This window comes from Streptomyces sp. NPDC055013 (assembly GCF_053608645.1).
The window spans coordinates 69,104-87,644 of record NZ_JBSGVW010000025.1 but is presented as its reverse complement, the minus strand read 5'-3'; the positions used below and the strand labels follow the sequence as shown (position 1 = coordinate 87,644).

The window sequence follows — 18,541 nt, the reverse complement described above, 5'->3', positions numbered from 1 at the left end:
CATGGCTGTGCAGGACGGATCTCCGCACATGCGACGGATCTTGAGTTTTGTTGTGTGCATGAGGGCACCGAGTGACAAGCCGATGCGGACGGGTTGACATGGCGGGGAACGGTCGGCCAAGGGTGCACAGCCTGGCGGCAAATTTCCGTCGGGTGTTCGACGGCTCCCGGCGCGCAAAGACGCCGTACCCCCTGCCGGTTGGCGGCACGGGGCACGGCGTCGGAGAGGTGAGGAGCGAGAAGCGCGGCGGGTTACGCCGAGACCGTCTCCTCCGGCAGCGACAGGTCCAGGTCCACCGGGCTGTCGTCGCCCGCGTGCGTCGCCGACGAGGCGAGCGGGGCGTGGCCGTCGGCTCGGGCGGCCAGGACGTAGGGGCCCTGGGCGGGGACGGTCAGCGCGTAGGTGCCGTCGTCCGCGGAGAGGGTCACGCCTGCCTGGCGGCCCCGGCGGTCGATCAGGGTCACCTTGGCGCGGGCCACCGGGGCGCCCTCGGCGTCCAGGACGCGGCCGCGGAAGCCGCGCAGGGCCTCCTCGGCGCGTTCCAGGTTGGCGTCCTCCTCGCTGCTGGCGCGCAGCTGCGGGTGGGCGGCGGCCGGGCGCTGCTTCGGGAGGAAGAGGGCCAGCAGGAGGCCGACGGCGACGGCGGCGGTCGCGATCAGGAAGGAGACGCGGAAGCCGTGCATGGTCGGGATCTCGATGCCGCCGACGTCGTTCGCGGTGTTGGCCAGCACCATGCCGATGACGGCGCTGGAGACCGACGTGCCGATGGAACGCATCAGTGTGTTGAGGCCGTTCGCCGCGCCCGTCTCCGAGGCCGGGACCGCGCCGATGATCAGGGCGGGGAGGGAGGAGTAGGCGAGGCCGATGCCCGCGCCGAGGATCACCGCGATGACGAGGCTCTGCCAGGCGGCGCTCATCAGGCCGAGGCCGGCGCCGTAGCCGATGGCGATGATCAGCATGCCGAGGATCAGGGTGGTCTTGGGGCCGTACTTCGCCGAGAGGCGGGCGTAGACCGGCGCCGTGAACATCATCGTCAGGCCCAGCGGGGCCACCAGCAGACCCGCGACGACCATGGACTGGCCGAGGCCGTAGCCGGTCTCCTTCGGTAGCTGGAGCAGCTGGGGGAGGACCAGGGAGACGACGTAGAAGCTGACGCCGACCATGATCGAGGCGAGGTTGGTGAAGAGGACGGCCGGGCGGGCCGTGGTGCGCAGGTCGACCAGCGGGGCCTTCGTGCGCAGCTCGTAGACACCCCAGAGGAGGAGGACGGCGGCCGAGGCGCCGAACATGCCGAGCGTGGTGGCGGACGTCCAGCCCCAGTCGCTGCCCTTGGTGATGGGGAGGAGGAAGAGGACGAGACCCACGGAGAGACCGAGGGCGCCGACGTAGTCGAAGGAGCCCTCCGCGCGGAGCTTGGACTCCGGTACGACGACGAGGGTGAGGACGATGGCGAGGACGCCGAGACCGGCGGCGCCGTAGAAGAGGGCGTGCCAGTTCGCGTGCTGGGCGACCAGGGCCGCGGCGGGCAGCGCCAGACCGCCGCCGACGCCGATCGAGGAGCTCATCAGGGCCATGGCCGAGCCGAGCTTCTCGCGGGGCAGCATGTCGCGCATCAGGCCGATGCCGAGCGGGATCGCGCCCATCGCGAAGCCCTGCAGGGTGCGTCCGACGATCATGGGGAGGAGGGTGCTGGTGAACGCGCTGATCAGTGCGCCGACCACCATCACGGACAGGCTGGCTATGAGCATGCGCCGCTTGCCGTAGAGGTCACCGAGGCGGCCCATGATCGGCGTGGCGACGGCGCCCGAGAGGAGCGTCGAGGTCAGGACCCAGGTGGCGTTGCTGGGCGCGGTGCTCAGCAGCTGCGGCAGGTCCTTGATGACGGGGACGAGCAGGGTCTGCATTACCGCGACAACGATGCCCGCGAAGGCGAGGACCGGGACGAGGGGGCCGGTCGCTCCGCCGGTGGGCTTTTCGGTCGTCGTTTGTGTCATGTGTATCCCGAACTCCGTGTGCCTGGGCAACTATTCCGATGCTTTGGGTCACTAACGAAATCTTGACCTTCTCTTGGGGAACGGGGGCGGTGGCCGGTGGGCGCGGCGGAGGGCGTAGGCCGCCCAGGTCGTCGGCCTAGGGCGAATTCCCGATGCCAGGAGCGTTGGTCGTTGAGAGCATGACAGGCATGCTCGAAGCCGCCGACGTCACCCGTGCCCCCCGCCGTACCGCGCCGCCCACCTGGCTGGTGGTGGCGCTCGCCTGTGCGGGGCAGTTCCTGGTCGTGCTCGACGTGTCCGTCGTGAACGTGGCACTGCCCTCGATGCGGGCCGACCTGGGGATGAGCGCCCAGGGACTGCAGTGGGTGGTGAACGCGTACGCCATCGCCTTCGCGGGGTTCATGCTGCTCGGCGGACGGGCCGGGGACCTGTACGGCCGTAAGCGGATGTTCCTCGTCGGCCTCGGCGTGTTCACCCTGGCCTCGCTGGCCGGCGGGCTGGCCCAGCAGGAGTGGCAGCTGCTGGCCGCGCGGGCCGTGCAGGGGCTGGGCGCTGCGGTGCTGGCGCCCTCGACGCTGACGATCCTCACGGCGGCGGTGCCGGAGGGGGCGGCCCGGGCGCGGGCCATAGGCACGTGGACCGCCGTCGGAGCGGGCGGTGGTGCGGCGGGCGGACTCGTCGGCGGGCTGCTGGTGGAAGCACTGTCGTGGCGCTGGGTCCTGCTGATCAACGTGCCGGTGGGCGCGGTCGTGCTGGCCGGTTCCGTGCTGTGGCTCGCGGAGAGCCGGGCCGGGGACCGGCGGCGGCTGGATCTGCCGGGGGCGGTGCTGGTGACGGCGGGGCTGGCGACGCTGGCGTACGGCATCTCGCAGACGGAGGCCTCCGGCTGGACGGCGGCGGCCACGGTCGTGCCCCTGCTCGCCGGGCTCGCCCTGATCGGCGTCTTCCTCGTCGTGGAGTCGCGTACGGCGGCGCCGCTGATGCCGCTCGGGCTGCTGCGGGTGCGGGCGGTGTCGTCGGCGAACGCGGCGATGTTCCTGTGCGGGTCGGCGATGTTCTGCATGTGGTACTTCATGACGCTGTACGCGCAGAACGTGCTCGGCTACATGCCGCTGGAAGCCGGCCTGGCGCTGGTGCCGAGCTCGCTGGCCGTGATCCTCGGCTCCAAGCTGGCGCCGGTGCTCATGCGGTGGTTCGCCCCGCGCACCGTCGCGGTCGGCGGGACGCTCGTGGCGGTCGTCGGCTTCGGCTGGCAGTCGACGCTGAGCGTGGACGGCGCGTACCTGACCTCGATCATGGTGCCGGGCATCCTGATGATGCTCGGCGCGGGTCTGGCGGCGACACCCCTCGCGACCCTGGCCACGTCCGGGGCGGAGCCGGGGGAGGCCGGCCTGGTCTCGGGTCTCGTCAACACCTCCCGCACGATGGGCGGCTCACTGGGCCTCGCGATCCTGTCGACGCTGGCGGCGGCCCGCTCGGGCGGCAGCGATACGCCGGCGGCGCTGACGGAGGGGTATGCGCTGGCGTTCCGGACGGGGGCGGCGGTGCTGGCCGGGGGCGTGGTGCTGATGGTGGTCTGGCTGCCTCGTCGGGGCGGCGGGCGGCACTGAACAGCCCTACAACCACCCCTGCTGCCGAGCCTCCCGCAACGCCTCCATCCGGTTGCGCGCACCCGTCTTGCCGATCGCGGAGGACAGGTAGTTGCGGACCGTCGACTCGGAGAGGTGGAGCCGGGTCGCGATGTCGGCGACCGTGGCGCCGTCCGTCGAGGCGTTGAGGACGTCGCGTTCGCGGGCGGTGAGGGGGTTGGGGCCGGCGCTCAGGGCGGCCGCGGCGAGGGCCGGGTCGATCACCGTCTCGCCGGTCAGTACGCGGCGGACGGCGGCCGCCAGTTCCTCCACGGGGCCGTCCTTGACCAGGAAGCCTGCGGCGCCCGCCTCCATGGCCCGGCGCAGGTAGCCGGGGCGGCCGAAGGTCGTCAGGATCAGCACCCGGCAGTCGGGGACCTGGTCGCGCAGCTCGGCCGCGGCGTCCAGCCCGCTGAGGCCCGGGAGTTCGATGTCGAGGAGGGCCACGTCCGGGCGGTGGGTGAGGGCGGCGTCCACGATCACGTCCCCGGTCCCCACCTGCGCGACGACCTCGATGTCCGGCTCCATCCCGAGCAGTAAAGCGAGCGCCCCGCGCATCATGCCCTGGTCCTCCGCGAGCAGCACCCGGATGGACTTGGCGGGCCGGTGATCCCGCGGCATCTCGTTCACGGGGCAAGAGTAGGGCGCACGGGGCTCGGCGGACCGTCCCCGGTCAGCACGAAAAGTGCCCGGCTGCCCCGGTATGGATCCTGTGCGTGGTGCCGGTCCTCCGCCACGCCTGTCCCGTTCCGGCCCGCCGACCTGGGCCACGGGTGCGCTCGCCGCCGCCAACGCCGGCAACCGGCCACGCAGCCGCTGCCCGGCACTGCCCCGCTTCCCCCAGGGGGCACAGTTCGCAGCGCGGTGCTGCCGCGCTTCCCGGGGGGCACCGTGCCGCGTGTTCAGCCGCCAGGAACCAACTCCGTTCCGCCATCGACAGGGTCGGCAACCGGTCGCGCCCCGTCGGCGCAGCCGCACCTGGCGCGGTTCCTGCCCCTCCCTGGCGGCGCAGCCGCTGCCCGGCACGGTCCCGCGCCTCCGTGGGGCGGTCACCGGGCCGCCTGTTCAGCCCGCTGGAACCAACTCCCGTTCCGCCACCGACAGACGCGGCAACCGGTCGCGCCTCGGCGGCGCGGCCCCGCCCGGCACAACCCTGCTCTTCCCAGCGGCGCAGCCGCGCCCGGCGCGGTTCCTGCCCTTCCCCGACGGCGCAGCCCCTGCCCGGCACCACCCGCTCCCCCCGGCGGCATAGCCGCAGCCCGGTACCGCCGCGCCTCCCCCCGGCGGCACAGCCGCAGCCCGGTACCCCCCGCCCCCCGGCGGCACAGCCGCAACCCGCACCGCCCCGCCCCCGGGCGAGGGCGCCGCTCCGCCCGCTCAACCCGCAGCAACCAACTCCCGTTCCGCCACCGGCAGTTCCGCCCGCACCAGGAACCCTTGACGCGGCCCCGGCCCCGCAGTCAGCGTGCCCCCGGCTGCGGAGAGGCGTTCGGTCAGCCCCCGCAGTCCCGTACCGCCGATGCCCTCCCGGGGCGTCGGCAAGGGCGTGCCGGAGCCGTCGTCGGTCACCGTCACGTGGACGCGCTCCACATCGCCCGAGACCGTGATCTCGCAGCGGGCCGCGCCACTGTGCCGCAGGACGTTGGTGACCGCTTCTCGCACCACCCACCCCAGGAGGACCTCCGTCTGCTGGGGGAGGGGAGGGCCGGACTGGTGGAACGCCGGGGTGATCCCCGCCGCCGCCAGGGCCGAGTGGGCGCGGTCCAGTTCCGTGGCCAGGCTGCCCCTGCGGTAGCCGGTCACCGCCTCGCGGATCTCCGTGAGCGCCTGCCGGCCCACGGACTCGATGTCGGCGACCTGGGCCACGGCCGCGTCCACGTCCCGTACGGCCAGCCGCCGCGCCGCCTCCGACTTCACCACGATCACGGAGAGGGTGTGACCGAGCAGGTCGTGCAGATCGCGGGAGAAGCGCACGCGTTCCTCCTCGACCGCGCGCCGGGCCAGCTCCTCGCGGGCGGCGCGCAGCTCCCGTACCGCCTCGGACAGGGACAGGATCGCCGCCGTCACGATCGTCGAGATCCAGGTGGCGTACGCGATGTCGAGGCCGCCCCAGCCGTCCTGTACGAAGGCGACCACGCCGGAGAGCACGGTCACCGCCGCCCCGGTCAGGCGCAGCCGCGGCATCCGTACGACCGCGCCCGTCGCGAGGCCGAGCAGTGGGAAGAACAGCAGCCAGCTGCCGCCGTAGCCGAGGCCGAGTCCGCAGGTCACCGCCGCCAGCAGGCCCAGCGCCAGCTGCGTGGAGCGGGCCTCGCGCTTCTCCTTCACGAAGGCGCGGAACGACACGTAGATGTAGAGCGAGTTGAAGGTGAGCAGCCCCAGGCCGCCGATCCACGGGTTGGGTGTCTCCCCCTGGAAGAGGTTCGAGAAGGAGCCCATCCCCAGCAGCAGCCAGGGCAGCAGGGCGAAGCCGGTCGGGTGCGGGCCCGGGGTGTCGGGGAGCCGTCCGGCCCTCAGCGGAGTAGGTGTGCACGACACCTTGCGCGTCCAGGACATGTCCCGTCCCCCGTTCGTCGGTTCCGTCCCCAGTGTCATGGCTCAGACGCTACGGATCGAGGCCCGCGCACGGCAGGGCCGGTTGTCAGCACTCCGCCAGGACAAAAGTCACGGCCCCACTGAGCGGAAGGACACGACACCGGATCTGATGCCGCGTCAGGAGCCTTCACAACTGCGGAACGCTCGGCTATACAGAGGGCGCCGGACTGGAACGCGTTCTAGAACGGCCCGTGACGACCTCGGTGCGGCCGACGGTGCGGACGGCCGTACCGGGGTCTTGACTCCGCCACCTTCAGGAGCCGTATGCCCATCGACGCAGCCAAGGCCCTCGCCGCCGAGCCACGGACCGGCGAGATCTCCTGGAACTCCAAGGACGTCCAGCTCTACCACCTCGGCATCGGCGCCGCTGCCAATCCCGACCGGCGCAGCCCCGCCACCGACCCCGACGAACTGCGCTACACCCTGGAGTCCCGGCTGCACGTGCTGCCCAGCTTCGCCACCGTCGCGGGCTCCGGCTCGCCCGGAGTGATCAGCGGACTGTCCATGCCGGGCATCGAGGTCGACCTCGCCCGCGTCCTGCACGGCGGCCAGAGTCTCGTGATCCACCGGCCCATCCCGGCGGCGGGCACCGCCACCGCGACCAACCGGATCGCCGCCCTGTACGACAAGGTCAAGGCGGCCGTGCTGGTGCTGCGTACCGAAGTCGCGGACGCCGAGGGCCCGTTGTGGACCAACGACGCCCAGATCTTCATCCGCGGCGAGGGCGGCTGGGGCGGCGACCGCGGTCCCTCCGCCCGTCTCGGACCCCCCATCGGCGATCCCGAGCGCACCGTCGAGCGGCCGATCCGCGAGGACCAGGCCCTGCTGTACCGCCTCTCCGGCGACTGGAACCCGCTGCACGCCGACCCGGAGTTCGCCAAGGTCGCCGGCTTCGAGCGGCCCATCCTGCACGGCCTGTGCACCTACGGCATGACCCTCAAGGCGGTCGTCGACACGCTGCTCGGCGGGGACGTGACCCGGGTGCGGTCCTACGACACCCGGTTCGCCGGGGTCGTGTATCCGGGGGAGACCCTGCGCATCCGCATGTGGCCCGGTGCGGGCACCGTCCGCGTGGCCGTGAGCGCCGTCGAGCGGGACGACGCGCCCGTCCTCGCCGACACAGTCGTCGAACACACCTGAGTCAAGAACGCCGTACGAGGGGAGCCGCACCATGCGCGCAGCCGTACTGCACGAGATCGGCCAGGACAAGCTGGAGGTCCTCGACGACGTCGAGGCGGTGGGCTTCGGACCCGGGAGGGTGAGGGTCCGGGTGCGGGCCACCGGGCTGTGTCACTCCGACCTGTCCGCGATGGCGGGGGTGCTGCCCCAGCCGGCGCCCTTCGTGCCCGGTCACGAGGGAGCGGGCGAGATCCTCGAGGTCGGGGAGGCCGTCACCCACCTCAAGCCCGGCGACCGGGTCGTCGTCTGCTGGCTGCCCGCCTGCGGCGCCTGCCCCGCCTGCAAGCGCGGTCAGACCGAGCTGTGCCTGGCCGGGTTCATGAACGCCGGCACCCCCAACTTCAAGCGCCCCGGCGGTGACGTCTTCGGCTTCGCCGGCACCGGCACCTTCGCCGAGGAGGTCGTCGTCGACGCCGGCTGCGCGGTGCCGATCCCCGACGACGTGCCCTTCGACATCGCCGCCCTCATCGGCTGCGGGGTGACCACGGGACTCGGCGCCGCCCTCAACACGGCCGACGTGGAGGCCGGTTCGTCGGTCGCCGTCATCGGCTGCGGGGGCGTCGGCATCTCCGCGATCCAGGGGGCGCGGCTCAAGGGCGCCGCCGAGATCGTGGCCGTCGACCCGGTCGCCTCGCGCCGCGAGTCCGCGCTCAGGTTCGGCGCCACCAGGGCCGTCTCGCCGGACGAGCTGGCCGACGCCAAGCAGCAGGTCACCGCCGGCGAGGGTTTCGACTACGTCTTCGAGGTCGTCGGCAAGTCCGCCACCGCCCGCACGGCGTACGAGTACACCCGGCGCGGCGGCACGCTCGTCGTCGTCGGCGCGGGCGCCATGGACGACTTCCTCCAGCTCAACATGTTCGAGCTGTTCTTCGATGAGAAGCGGATCCTGCCGTCCATGTACGGCGGTGGGGACGTCCTGCGCTCCTACGAGCGGACGATCGCCCTGTGGCGGGCGGGCCGGATCGACCTCGCGGGCCTGATCACCCACCGGGTGCCGCTGGCCGACATCAACGAGGCCCTGGATCAGATGCGGACGGGCACGGCACTGCGTACGTGCATAGAGATCTGACGACCGCGCTTCCTGACCGACCCCGCTTCCTGACGGCCACGCCTCTCTAGGAGCCCGATGTCACTGCCACTCGAAGGACTGTCCGCGATCGTCACCGGCGCCGGACGCGGCCTGGGCCGGGCCGAGGCGCTCGAACTCGCCCGGCTCGGCGCGGCCGTCGTCGTCAACGACTACGGGCAGCCCGGCCGGGACGGCTCCGGCGAGGCGTCCGCCACGCCCGCCGAGGAGGTCGCCGCCGAGATCCGTGCCGCGGGCGGCACGGCATTCGCCCACACCGGGGACGTCGCCGACTTCCAGCAGGCGGGCGCGCTGGTCGAGTTGGCCGTCAGGGAGTTCGGCAAGCTGGACATCCTGGTCAACAACGCCGGCATCCTGCGCGACCGCATGGTCTTCTCCATGGCGGAGGCGGAGTGGGACTCGGTGATCCGGGTCCACCTCAAGGGCCACTTCAACACCATCCGCTTCGCCGCCGCACACTGGCGCGAGCGGTCCAAGGCGGACGGAGGGCCGGTGTACGGCCGGGTCGTGAACACGTCCTCGGAGGCCTTCCTCGCCGGATCCGCCGGACAGCCCAACTATGCGGCCGCGAAGGGCGGAATCGTCGGACTGACCACCTCCACGGCCCTCGCGCTCGCCAAGTACGGCGTGACCGCCAACGCCATCTGCCCGCGCGCCCGGACCCGCATGACCGAGGACGTCTTCGCGGGCCTCGACCGGCCCGAGGACGGCCTGGACCCGCTCGCCCCCGAGCATGTCGCCCCGCTCGTCGGCTACCTGGCCTCCCCGGCCGCCGCCCGGATCAACGGCCAGTTGCTCGTCGTGCACGGCGGCATGGTGGCGGTCGTCGAACGGCCACGGGTGGCCGCGAAGTTCGACAGCAAGCAGGAGACGTTCACCTACGACGAGCTGGCCGCGCTGCTCACCCCGCACTACGCGGAGCTGCCGGAGGGTGAGACGTTCGGGGCGGTGGAGGTGCTGGGGCTGAAACGGGCATAGCCGGGCGGGGCGCAGGAACGGGAACGGCCCCGACCTTCGCGGTGAAGGGCGGGGCCGTGCGGAGTCGGCGTCAGGCTGCCGTCTCGGTTTCCTCAGCCGGCTTGCGGTGACGGCCGCGGGGGGCCGTCTCGCCGTCCTGGGCGGACACCGGACCCCGGTGCCTGCCGTGACCGGTGTCCTTCTGAACGTCGTGAACGTCGGCCGGCCCCGGCTGGGTCGTGCTGGCGTTGCTCATCGGAAAACTCACCCCGTCAACATGATCTTTTGCTCACAGCCGGGCGAGTTTAACCAACCCCCCAGGGGCCGAATCCAGGCGGCCACGCCAACCGCCACTACTTCGTTACAAGACCGCCCAACGGGGCTTGCTGCAACGGCACGGGACGGGCCGCGACGGGAGCCGGAGGGTCCGTTTCCGAAGGCTCGCGCGCTGCCGAATCCGGCGTCCCGGAGGCCGAGTTCGAGGACGGCGCCCCCGACGAAGGCACCTCCACCCGAGCCACCCCGCACCGCACCTCCTCGGTGGCATACGGCAGTTGCAGCACCCCGTCCCGCGTCCACAACCCGGCACCCGCCAACCACCCCTCGGGTGCCGGAAGATGACGTACCCGCCGTTCGGTGGGCCGCCACACCCCGACCCAACTTCCGACCGGCCCGTCGACCCGCAACGCCACCCCGCAGCTCTCCGGCGTCAGCACCTGCCCCGGCTGGATCGCGAACGGCGTCACCCCGCAGGCGGGCATCCGCAGGCACTCCGGGAAGCGCACCGGCAGCGTGCTGCCCAATACGCCCCAGCCCAATCGTTCCTGCCCCGGCGAGGCCGCGTCCGAGCCGATCATCAGCAGCCCGCTGTCCGGGTCGGCGAGCAGCAACCGGTCGTCGCTGTCGTCCGCGATCTGCAACAGCGGTGACACCTCGCCGCCCCGCTCCAGGTCGACCACGACGGCCTTCGTACGGCCCCCCGGCTCCGGGTCGAGACGGTCGAGGGCCAGCATCCGCCCGCCCCGGTCCAGCCACACCCCGCCCGAGCAGCGCCCCGGGACCTCCGCGAGCTGCTCCGGCCCGAACGTGCCGCCCGCCACCAGCCACACCGCGCTGGAGTGCCGGCCCACCGCGAGGGCGTACGCCCTGCCGCCGCCCGGTGCCGGGGGCAGCAGCCGCAGCCGGGTCTGCTCCGGCGGGCACTGGACCGCGCCGAGCAGCAGCTCGCCGGTGCCGGGACCGGTCGGGTACAGCAGCGAGAAGATGTGCCGTCCGTCGGTCGGTCGGCAGATCAGGACCCGCCCGTCGCCCATCGGCTGCACCTCGGTGCCGGGCTCCTCCGGCTGGTGGGCGGGCAGCGGCACGGCGTAGGGCTCGGGGCCGTCCAGGGTCCAGCGCTCCGGGAACCAGCAGTCGCCGGCCGGCGCGAGGCGGGCCGCGTAGGAACCGTCCGCCGTGATGGTGCATTCCGCACGAGGCGCGTCGCCGTCCTCGTGCTCCGCCGCGGGCTCGATCGCACAGGCCGTCATGGTCCGGTCACCTCCGGTGACGAAGCTAGTTTTCGCACGCACAGGCGTGGGACAGCCGGGTTCCGCTTCACACAAAGGGATGGCCCAGGAACGATTCGCCTGAGGAAACGGGGGTGCTTGTGCTGAGCGGGGTCAGGGGTGACCGGAGGGTGACCCCCGGACGGCCTCGAGTCGGCCGGGGCGTGGGCCGCGGGAGGCTTCCGCCTCCTCCCGTGCCGGTACAGCCGTACGGACCAGGCAGGTAGCCTTGCCTGCGTGCCCCGTCTGTCTGAAGTCATCGCCGCGCTGGAGAACCTGTGGCCCGCCGAGCGGGCCGAGTCCTGGGACGCGGTCGGCACCGTCGTGGGCGACCCCGACCAGGAGGTCTCCCGGGTCCTGTTCGCCGTCGACCCGGTCCAGGAGATCGTGGACGAGGCGGTGAAACTGGGCGCCGACCTGCTGGTCACGCACCACCCGCTCTACCTGCGCGGTACGACGACGGTCGCGGCGACGCACTTCAAGGGCCGGGTCGTCCACACCCTCATCAAGAACGACATCGCGCTGCACGTGGCGCACACCAACGCCGACACGGCGGACCCGGGCGTCAGCGACGCGCTGGCCGGCGCGCTGGACCTGCGCGTCGTACGCCCGCTGGTGCCGGACCCGAGCGACCCGGAGGGCCGCAGGGGCCTGGGCCGTGTCTGCGAACTGGACCACCCGCTCACCGTCCGCGAACTCGCCGCCCGCGCCGCCGAGCGGTTGCCCGCCACCGCGCAGGGCATCCGCGTGGCCGGCGACCCGGACGCGACGGTCCGCACGGTGGCCGTGAGCGGCGGCTCCGGCGACAGCCTCTTCGACGACGTGCGTGCCGCCGGCGTCGACGCCTTCCTCACCGCGGACCTGCGCCACCACCCGGCGTCCGAGTTCATCGCGGACCGCGCCCACAGCCGTACCCACAGTCCTCTCGCGCTGCTCGACGCGGCGCACTGGGCCACCGAGTGGCCCTGGTGCGAGCTGGCCGCCACCCAGCTCGACGAGATCTCCGACCGCAACGGATGGGACCTGCGCGTCCACGTCTCGAAGACGGTCACCGACCCCTGGACCGCCCACGCGGCCGCCATCACGGACACATCTGGAGCCCCCAACTGAACGCCGCGCCCGCCGACCAGATCCGCCTCCTCGACGTCCAGGCCCTCGACGTCCGCCTCCAGCAGCTCGCCCACAGGCGCAGGTCGCTGCCCGAGCACGCCGAGATCGAGTCGCTCACCAAGGACCACACGCAGCTGCGCGACCTGCTCGTCGCCGCGCAGACCGAGGAGAGCGACTGCGCCCGCGAGCAGACCAAGGCCGAGCAGGACGTGGACCAGGTGCGCCAGCGCGCCGCCCGCGACCAGCAGCGCCTGGACTCCGGTGCCGTCACCTCCCCGAAGGACCTGGAGAACCTCCAGCACGAGATCACCTCCCTCGCCAAGCGGCAGGGCGACCTGGAGGACGTCGTCCTGGAGGTCATGGAGCGCCGCGAGTCCGCGCAGGAGCGGGTCGCCGAGCTGACCGAGCGGGTCGGCGCCGTGCAGGGGAAGGTCGACGACGCGACCGCCCGCCGGGAAGCCGCGTTCGAGGAGATCGACGGCGAGGTGGCCACGGTCACGAAGGAGCGCGAGGTCCTGGCTGGCTCGGTCCCCGCGGACCTCCTCAAGCTCTACGACAAGCTGCGCCTGCAGCAGGGCGGCATCGGCGCGGCCAAGCTCTACCAGCGCAGCTGCCAGGGCTGCCGCCAGGAGCTCGCCATCACCGAGCTGAACGAGATCCGCCAGGCGGCGCCGGACACCGTGGTGCGGTGCGAGAACTGCCGCCGGATTCTGGTGCGTACGGCCGAGTCCGGCCTCTAGGAGCCTGTGCCGTGCGGGAGTTCATCGTCGAGGCCGACGGCGGGTCACGGGGCAACCCCGGACCCGCGGGCTACGGTGCCGTGGTCATCGACGCGGCGACGGGGCAGACGCTGGCCGAGGCGGCCGAGTACATCGGCGTCGCCACGAACAACGTCGCCGAGTACCGCGGCCTGTTGGCGGGCCTGCGTGCCGCACATGAACTGGACCCGACGGCCACGGTCCACGTCCGCATGGACTCCAAGCTGGTCATCGAGCAGATGTCGGGCCGCTGGAAGATCAAGCACCCCGACATGAAGCCGCTGGCCTTCGAGGCGGCGGCCGTCCTGCCGGCGTCCCAGGTGACGTACGAGTGGATGCCCCGGGAGCAGAACAAGCACGCCGACCGGCTCGCCAACGAGGCGATGGACGCCGGGAAGCGGGGCGAGCAGTGGTCGCCCGAGGCCTCCACGGCGGAACTGGCGGCGGCTGACGCGAAGGCTGCGCGGGCCGCGGCGGAGGCCGAGCCGGCCGAGGGGCCGGCCTCCACCGCGCCCGGGAAGGCCGAGGCCGATGTCAGGGCCGCGCGTACCGTGGCCGCACCGTCGTCCGGCTGGGCTCCTGCCGACATGGGGGCGCCCGCGACCTTCGTTCTGCTGCGGCACGGGGAGACGCCCCTGACGCCGCAGAAGCGGTTCTCGGGGAGCGGCGGTACCGATCCGGCCCTCTCCGACGTCGGCCGGGAGCAGGCCGAGCGGGCCGGGGCCGCGCTCGCCCGGCGCGGGACGATCCAGGCCGTCGTGGCGTCGCCGCTGGCCCGTACCCGCGAGACCGCCGGCATCGTCGCCGCCCGCCTCGGCCTCGACGTGAGCGTCGACGACGGCCTGCGCGAGACCGACTTCGGCGCCTGGGAGGGGCTCACCTTCGGCGAGGTCCGCGAGCGTCACCCCGACGACCTCAACGCCTGGCTGGCCGACCCCGAGGCCCGGCCCACCGGCGACGGCGAGAGCTTCGCGGCGACCGCCACCCGCATCGCCGCCACCCGCGACAAGCTGATCGCGGCGTACGCCGGCCGCACGGTCCTCCTGGTCACGCACGTCACCCCGATCAAGACGTTCGTACGCCTCGCCCTGGGCGCCCCGCCCGAGTCCCTGTTCCGCATGGAACTCTCGGCGGCCTCCCTCTCGGCGGTGGCCTACTACGCCGACGGCAACGCGAGCGTGCGGCTCTTCAACGACACGTCACACCTGCGCGCCTGACCCCTTCCGCAGCCCCGCGGCCTCCCGGGCCAGCTTCTCGACCCGGGCCCAGTCCCGCGCGGCGATCGCATCCGCCGGAAGCATCCAAGTGCCGCCGACGCAGCCGACGTTGGGCAGGGACAGATACTCCGGCGCGTTGCCCGGCCCGATTCCCCCCGTGGGGCAGAACCGCGCCCGCGGCAACGGCCCGGCGAGTGACTTCAGATACGCCGTGCCGCCCGCGGCCTGCGCGGGGAAGAACTTCATCTCCGTCACGCCCCGCTCCAGCAGCCCCACGACCTCCGACGTGGTCGACACCCCCGGCAGGAACGGCACCCCGGACACCCGCATCGCCGCCAGCAGTACGTCCGTCCAGCCCGGGCTGACCAGGAACCGCGCCCCGGCCGTCACCGAAGCCGTCACCTGCTCGGGCGTGATGACCGTGCCCGCGCCCACCACGGCCCCCGGCACCTCGGCGGCGATCGCCCGGATCGCGTCCAGCGCCGCCGGCGTCCGCAGCGTCACCTCGATCGCGGGGAGCCCGCCGGAGACGAGCGCCCGCGCCATCGGTACGGCGTCGGAGGCGTCCTCGATGACGACGACGGGCACGACGGGCGCGAGATCCAGCACGGAGGCGGGCAGGGGAGAGGTCATGACGTCATCCTGCCGTGCAGTGAACAGCATGCGCAAAGGTCGTTGCGCATGCTGCAATGTGCCCCGCTCGCTCGCGGAGCGTCAGTGGATCTCCGCCACCAGCACATCCAGCGTCCACGCCTTGCCGCCCTTGGCCGGCGCCTCGACCTCCACCTCGTACCCGAGGTCCCGCAGCGCCTCCACCAGCTCGGCCGGACCCGCGGGCACGGCACCCGCCGTCAGCAGGCTCCGGACGATCCGCCCCTTCGTCGCCTTGTTGAAGTGGCTGACGACCTTCCGGGTCGGCGCATGCAGCACCCGTACCGACGCCGTCCGCCCGGCCACCTCGCCCTTCGGCTTCCACGCCGCCGTGTACGCCGACGATCGCAGATCCAGCACCAGCCCGTCCCCGGCCGCCTCGGGCAGCACGTCCGCCATCGGCGCCCGCCAGTGCGCCCCGAGCGCGCCGAGACCGGGCAGCTTCACGCCCATCGAGCAGCGGTAGGAGGGGATGCGGTCGGTGACCCGCACCGCGCCCCACAGCCCCGAGAAGACGAGCAGCGACCGAGCCGCCCGCTTCTTCGCCGCCGTGTCCAGCGACGCCAGGTCGAGGGCGTCGTACAGCACGCCGGTGTAGATCTCCCCGGCCGGCCGCGCCCCCGCCGTAGGCAGGTCGACGTTCTTCGCGACTTCCCCCCGGAGCCCCTCGCTCAGCCCGAGAACGTCCCGCGCTTTGTCCTCGTCGCCGCGGCACAGCTCGACCAGCTCACTCAGTACGGCCTCCCGGGCCCCGGTGAGCCCCGGCAAGGACAGCGACTCCAGCTTCAGCGAGGCACCCCGACCGGACGGGGCCTTCCCCTCGGAAGGCGGCAGCAGGACAAGCACACATACTCCTTCGATCGAACCCCGCCACAGGGTACGGCGTGCCACCCGGCCACCCTCGCCCTACGCTCGACTCATGCCCCGCCGCCACATCAGAGTGACCGGCGCCCCCGAAGCCCCTCTCCGGGCCGCCCTCACCGCGCTGCGTACCGGACTCGGCGTCCCTGGGCGCTTCCCGCCCGAGGTGCTGGCGGAGGCCGAGCGGGCCGCGAAGGCCCCGGCCCTCCCGTCGCCGGACCTGTACGACGCCACCGACATCCCCTTCCTCACCATCGACCCGCCCACCTCCACCGACCTCGACCAGGCGATGCACCTGTCCCGCCACGGCACCGGCTACCGCGTCCGGTACGCCATCGCCGACGTCGCCGCCTCCGTCGTACCGTCGGGCGCACTCGACCGGGAGGCACGCCGGCGGGTGACCACCCTCTACTTCCCCGACGAGAAGGTCCCGCTGCACCCCGAGCTGCTGAGCGAGGGCGCGGCCAGCCTGCTCCCGGACCAGGACCGCCCCGCCGTCCTGTGGACCATCGACCTCGACGGGGACGGCCGTACGCGCGCCGTCGACGTCCGCCGCGCCCTCGTCCGCAGCCGGGCCAAGCTGGACTATGCGGGCGTGCAGAAGCAGATCGACGAGGGAACCGCCGAGGAACCGCTGGCCCTGTTGAAGGAGATCGGGCAGCTGAGGGAGGCGCTGGAGGTGGAGCGGGGCGGGATCTCGCTGAGCGTGCCCGAACAGGAGATCGTCGAGCGCGATCACGCCTATGAGCTCGCCTATCGCGCTCCGCTCCCCGCCGACGGCTGGAACTCCCAGATCTCCCTGCTGACCGGCATGGCCGCCGCCGACCTGATGCTCGCGGCCGGCACCGGCATCCTGCGCACCCTCCCCGCCGCCCCCGACGGCGCCGTCGGCCGACTGCGCCGTACCGCGCACGCCCTGCATGTCGACTGGCCGCACCACGTCTCGTACGCCGAACTCGTCCGCTCCCTCGACCCCCACCGCCCGGACCACGCGGCCTTCCTCCAGGAGTGCACGACGCTGCTGCGCGGCGCCGGCTACACGGTCTTCCGGGACGGAACCCTGCCGGACATCACCACGCACTCCGCCGTGGCCGCCCCCTACGCCCACTGCACGGCCCCCCTGCGCCGCCTGGCCGACCGCCACACCTCCGAGATCTGCCTCGCGGCCGCCGCCGATCGGCCGATCCCCGAGTGGGTTCTCATGGTTCTCGACACGCTGCCCGCCCGGATGGCCGAGGGCACCCGGCGGGCGGGCACGGTCGAGCGTGCGTGCGTCGACCTGGTGGAGGCGGCTCTGCTCGAGGACCGGGTGGGGGAGGTGTTCGACGGCTGGGTGGTGGAGGTGGAGGAGCGTCAACCCACCGTGGGAACCGTGCAGTTGGAGGCACCGGCGATCATCGGCCGGATCGAGGGCACGGACCCGCTGCCGCTGGGGGAGCGGCTCAGGGTCCGCCTCACACAGGCAGATCCGGAAGCGCCGAAGGTCCGCTTCGCTCCTGATTGACCGCCCGTACGAGCGCCTGTACGAGGCTGTCGGACTCGTCGGCGTGGAAGCGCACGAGACGGACGTCCCGCCGCCGGCCGAGGAAGGTGAAGTGGGCGACGGGCTCGGTGAGTTCGAGCGTCACGGTCGTCTGCGCCCCGATGGGGAGGTTGAGCTCACCGTCGGCCCGCTCATGGGTGGTGCGCAGCTCACGGCGCACATGCGCGATCTTCTCCAGCGGTATGCGCAGATCGACGTGCGCGGCACGGCGGACACGCAGGAAGCCGGCGTCCAGGACGTGCGGCCGTACGACTGAGGCGGCGTGCATCCCGATGATGATCACGAGGGTGTACATGTCGAGCATGAACCACCCCCGCTGCACCGCCGGGTAGTTCCGCAGCAGCACGGACATCATGATCGACTCGATGACGATCACGAACCCGAATCCCAGCATCATCGTGCCCTGCCCGCGCGCGTACCCGAACCCGGTGCCGTCACCGAGCCCGTGCCGCCGCCGGGCCGCCCACAGCCAGAGACTGGTGACGAGCCGCAGCTCGTGCCGCAGGAGCGTGAGCGCGGTCCGCGTCATGGTCCGTCCCCTTCCATGAGGATCCGCAACGTACGGCGGATCGCCTCGGCCTGTGCCGGGGCGAAGTCGGCGTAGAAGGCGCGCAGGAAGCTGTTGTCGGGGTCGACGTCCAACGGCTCCGGCAGCAGATCGCGGGGCAGGCAGTCCGCGAGGGCCCGGGCCGCCTCCTCCACGCGCGGGTCGGTGAGGTCGGCGTCGGCGAGTTCGTCGAGCAGGGCGTAGGCGGCGAGGGCCCGCTCCTTGCCGCCCGGCCGGTCGAGCGCACTCCCCAGCGCGCCCATGAGCTGCTCCCGTGCCTCGGGACCGGCCGTGGTCTCGATCAGCGCGAGCATCTCGCGGTCCTTGGCCGCCATGGGGGAGTCGGTGACATGCGCCATGTCCCGGAACAGCGCGGCCAACTGCGGCGACACGGGCCCCTCGACGGGCAGCCCGCCCTCCGCCTCCAGCAACGCCCGCAGCCGCACCCGCCGCTCCCGGATCGCCGCCTCCTGCCGGGCCAGATCCTCATCGAGCTCGGTGAGCACCTCGACGAGATCCTTTCCGGCATCCTCCGCGAGCACGTCCCGCACCTCCGCGAGCCCCAGCCCCAACTCCGTCAGCCGCCGGATCCGCGCCAGCACGACGGCATGCCGCAACGTGTACTCCCGGTAGCCGTTGGGCCGCCGGTCAGGCTCGGGCAGGAGCCCCTGATGGTGGTAATGCCGCACCGTGCGCGTGGTGACGCCGACGGCGGCGGCGAGTTCTCCGATCCGCATGGGATCAGTAGAGACGTTGACGTTGCGGCAGGGTCAAGTGACCGGCTCGGCGCCTGACGGTGGCGCTGGTCGTGTGCCACGATCGAGGGAACGGTTCCCGATCTCTCGGACAGGTGATCTTCCGATGTCC

The 18,541-nt window shown here is 72.6% G+C and carries 16 protein-coding genes; 8 read left to right on the top strand and 8 right to left on the bottom strand.

The genetic code is table 11. The annotated features are described in order from the left end of the window. Window positions 1-251 precede the first annotated feature (251 nt). Complete coding sequence (locus ACWGDB_RS27430; RefSeq protein WP_453824853.1) at window positions 252-1,994, bottom strand: MFS transporter; 1,743 nt, start codon at window positions 1,992-1,994, stop codon at window positions 252-254. 188 nt (window positions 1,995-2,182) lie between these two features. Here ACWGDB_RS27430 and ACWGDB_RS27425 point away from each other — a divergent pair, with 188 nt between their 5' ends. Beyond that, complete coding sequence (locus ACWGDB_RS27425) at window positions 2,183-3,604, top strand: MFS transporter (RefSeq protein ID WP_453824852.1); 1,422 nt, start codon at window positions 2,183-2,185, stop codon at window positions 3,602-3,604. 6 nt (window positions 3,605-3,610) lie between these two features. Here the strand turns inward: ACWGDB_RS27425 and ACWGDB_RS27420 are convergent, their stop codons facing one another. Together ACWGDB_RS27420 and ACWGDB_RS27415 are read right to left on the bottom strand one after the other, a co-directional pair. Beyond that, window positions 3,611-4,243 (bottom strand): response regulator, encoded by a 633-nt coding sequence (locus tag ACWGDB_RS27420; RefSeq protein ID WP_453824901.1) that lies wholly within the window; start codon window positions 4,241-4,243, stop codon window positions 3,611-3,613. A 756-nt stretch (window positions 4,244-4,999) separates the two neighbouring features. Then, window positions 5,000-6,178, bottom strand: coding sequence for a sensor histidine kinase (locus tag ACWGDB_RS27415; protein WP_453824900.1), 1,179 nt, complete (start codon window positions 6,176-6,178; stop codon window positions 5,000-5,002). 303 nt (window positions 6,179-6,481) lie between these two features. Here ACWGDB_RS27415 and ACWGDB_RS27410 point away from each other — a divergent pair, with 303 nt between their 5' ends. Genes ACWGDB_RS27410 through ACWGDB_RS27400 form a run of 3 tightly spaced genes read left to right on the top strand, consistent with a single transcriptional unit; the run spans window position 6,482 to window position 9,461 of the window. Next, window positions 6,482-7,357: a MaoC/PaaZ C-terminal domain-containing protein gene (locus ACWGDB_RS27410; RefSeq protein WP_453824851.1), complete on the top strand. Its 876-nt coding sequence runs from the start codon at window positions 6,482-6,484 to the stop codon at window positions 7,355-7,357. Between the two features lie 31 nt (window positions 7,358-7,388). Further along, window positions 7,389-8,465 carry a Zn-dependent alcohol dehydrogenase gene (locus ACWGDB_RS27405; protein ID WP_369270702.1) on the top strand — a complete coding sequence of 359 codons (1,077 nt, stop codon included), beginning with the start codon at window positions 7,389-7,391 and terminating at the stop codon, window positions 8,463-8,465. Between the two features lie 57 nt (window positions 8,466-8,522). Beyond that, the gene (locus ACWGDB_RS27400; protein WP_453824850.1) at window positions 8,523-9,461 is read left to right on the top strand and encodes a 3-oxoacyl-ACP reductase; all 939 of its coding nucleotides are present in this window, start codon (window positions 8,523-8,525) and stop codon (window positions 9,459-9,461) included. A gap of 332 nt (window positions 9,462-9,793) precedes the next feature. Here the strand turns inward: ACWGDB_RS27400 and ACWGDB_RS27395 are convergent, their stop codons facing one another. Beyond that, window positions 9,794-10,969 (bottom strand): hypothetical protein, encoded by a 1,176-nt coding sequence (locus ACWGDB_RS27395; protein ID WP_453824849.1) that lies wholly within the window; start codon window positions 10,967-10,969, stop codon window positions 9,794-9,796. Between the two features lie 255 nt (window positions 10,970-11,224). On the opposite strand from ACWGDB_RS27395, the gene ACWGDB_RS27390 reads away from it, so the two are divergent. From ACWGDB_RS27390 to ACWGDB_RS27380, 3 genes are read left to right on the top strand one after another with little or no spacing between them, the layout of a single operon-like run. Beyond that, complete coding sequence (locus ACWGDB_RS27390) at window positions 11,225-12,097, top strand: Nif3-like dinuclear metal center hexameric protein (RefSeq protein WP_427841324.1); 873 nt, start codon at window positions 11,225-11,227, stop codon at window positions 12,095-12,097. Then, window positions 12,094-12,837, top strand: a complete 744-nt coding sequence (locus tag ACWGDB_RS27385; RefSeq protein ID WP_453824899.1) for a zinc ribbon domain-containing protein — start codon at window positions 12,094-12,096, stop codon at window positions 12,835-12,837. Before ACWGDB_RS27390 ends, ACWGDB_RS27385 begins: the two co-directional genes overlap by 4 nt. Before the next feature lie 11 nt (window positions 12,838-12,848). Continuing rightward, window positions 12,849-14,072, top strand: coding sequence for a bifunctional RNase H/acid phosphatase (locus ACWGDB_RS27380; RefSeq protein WP_453824848.1), 1,224 nt, complete (start codon window positions 12,849-12,851; stop codon window positions 14,070-14,072). On the opposite strand, the gene ACWGDB_RS27375 is transcribed toward ACWGDB_RS27380, so the two are convergent. Further along, entirely contained in the window at window positions 14,055-14,705 is a 651-nt protein-coding gene (locus ACWGDB_RS27375) for a bifunctional 4-hydroxy-2-oxoglutarate aldolase/2-dehydro-3-deoxy-phosphogluconate aldolase (protein WP_453824847.1), read from the bottom strand. The two genes, ACWGDB_RS27380 and ACWGDB_RS27375, sit on opposite strands and share 18 nt — an antisense overlap. An 81-nt stretch (window positions 14,706-14,786) precedes the next feature. Beyond that, on the bottom strand, window positions 14,787-15,569 hold the full coding sequence (gene yaaA, locus ACWGDB_RS27370) for a peroxide stress protein YaaA (protein WP_453824846.1): 783 nt from the start codon (window positions 15,567-15,569) through the stop codon (window positions 14,787-14,789). Between the two features lie 73 nt (window positions 15,570-15,642). On the opposite strand from yaaA, the gene ACWGDB_RS27365 reads away from it, so the two are divergent. Further along, window positions 15,643-17,088 (top strand): RNB domain-containing ribonuclease, encoded by a 1,446-nt coding sequence (locus ACWGDB_RS27365; RefSeq protein ID WP_453824845.1) that lies wholly within the window; start codon window positions 15,643-15,645, stop codon window positions 17,086-17,088. Here ACWGDB_RS27365 and ACWGDB_RS27360 read toward each other — a convergent pair. Continuing rightward, window positions 17,039-17,656, bottom strand: a complete 618-nt coding sequence (locus ACWGDB_RS27360; RefSeq protein WP_453824844.1) for a hypothetical protein — start codon at window positions 17,654-17,656, stop codon at window positions 17,039-17,041. The two genes, ACWGDB_RS27365 and ACWGDB_RS27360, sit on opposite strands and share 50 nt — an antisense overlap. Then, complete coding sequence (locus ACWGDB_RS27355) at window positions 17,653-18,411, bottom strand: MerR family transcriptional regulator (protein WP_453824843.1); 759 nt, start codon at window positions 18,409-18,411, stop codon at window positions 17,653-17,655. Before ACWGDB_RS27355 ends, ACWGDB_RS27360 begins: the two co-directional genes overlap by 4 nt. Between the last annotated feature and the right edge of the window lie 130 nt (window positions 18,412-18,541).